This is a genomic window from Pseudomonas sp. 51_B (assembly GCF_017491595.1).
In the GTDB taxonomy this organism is placed as follows: domain Bacteria; phylum Pseudomonadota; class Gammaproteobacteria; order Pseudomonadales; family Pseudomonadaceae; genus Aquipseudomonas; species Aquipseudomonas promysalinigenes.
Genome location: NZ_JAFGYW010000463.1, coordinates 1 through 433, shown reverse-complemented (window position 1 = coordinate 433; position 433 = coordinate 1). Strand labels below are relative to the sequence as shown.

Below are 433 nucleotides of genomic sequence, written 5' to 3'. Positions count from 1 at the left end.
GGTACTGTTTCAACTGCTTCGGCGTATCGCGGTTGGGGTCAACGCTGACCAGCACGATCTGCAATTTATCCACAGCCTCTTTCGGCACTTCACTCTTGATCTGCCGCAGTTGCGCCAGGGTGGTCGGGCAGATGTCCGGGCAGCAGGTATAACCGAAGAACAACAGACTCCACTTGCCTTTCAACTCGTCGATGGCAACTGGTTTGCCGTCCTGATCGGTCATGGTCACGTCCGGCAGGTTGCGGCTCTGCGGCAGCAGGATAATGCCGGCGTCGATCAGCGCAGTCGGATCGCCCTGGCCTTTGCCGGTCAGCACTTTATTCACGGTAAGCCCGAGGATCAGCGCGATCACGGCGACGAGGATGAAGACGGTTTTCTGGGTTCGGGTCATAGGTTCAACAGTAAGTAGTGGTCTACGAGCAGGGCGATGAAC

General features: G+C 57.3%; 1 protein-coding gene. It reads right to left on the bottom strand.

Features of this window, described 5'->3' with window-relative positions:
• Positions 1 to 391 (bottom strand): SCO family protein (locus J5M56_RS25735; RefSeq protein WP_207938150.1); only part of this gene is annotated, 391 nt, incomplete at its 3' end.
• Between the last annotated feature and the right edge of the window lie 42 nt (positions 392 to 433).